Below are 241 nucleotides of genomic sequence, written 5' to 3' on the forward strand. Positions count from 1 at the left end.
TGGCGGGTTCTCCGCGTAGGCGATCGTGCCGTCCAGCCGGGTGGTGAACCACTCCGGGTGGGTCGAAACCCACGGGTGGTCAGGGCTCGCCTGCAGGGCGAAGTCGAGGGCGACCTCCAGGCCGACCTCCCTGGCCTTCGCGACGAACCGGTCGAACGCGTCCCAGTCGCCCAGATCGGGGTGGATGGCGTCGTGGCCGCCCTCGGGGCCACCGATCGCCCAGGGGGACCCGGGGTCGCCG

Annotated in this window: 1 pseudogene; it reads right to left on the minus strand. The window is 73.0% G+C overall.

Features of this window, described 5'->3' with window-relative positions:
* Positions 1–241 (minus strand): annotated as a pseudogene (locus tag BN358_RS23160) (alpha-1,4-glucan--maltose-1-phosphate maltosyltransferase); the annotation flags it as partial.

It is taken from the genome of Sedimentibacter sp. B4, from assembly GCF_000309315.1.
GTDB lineage: Bacteria > Bacillota > Clostridia > Tissierellales > Sedimentibacteraceae > Sedimentibacter > Sedimentibacter saalensis.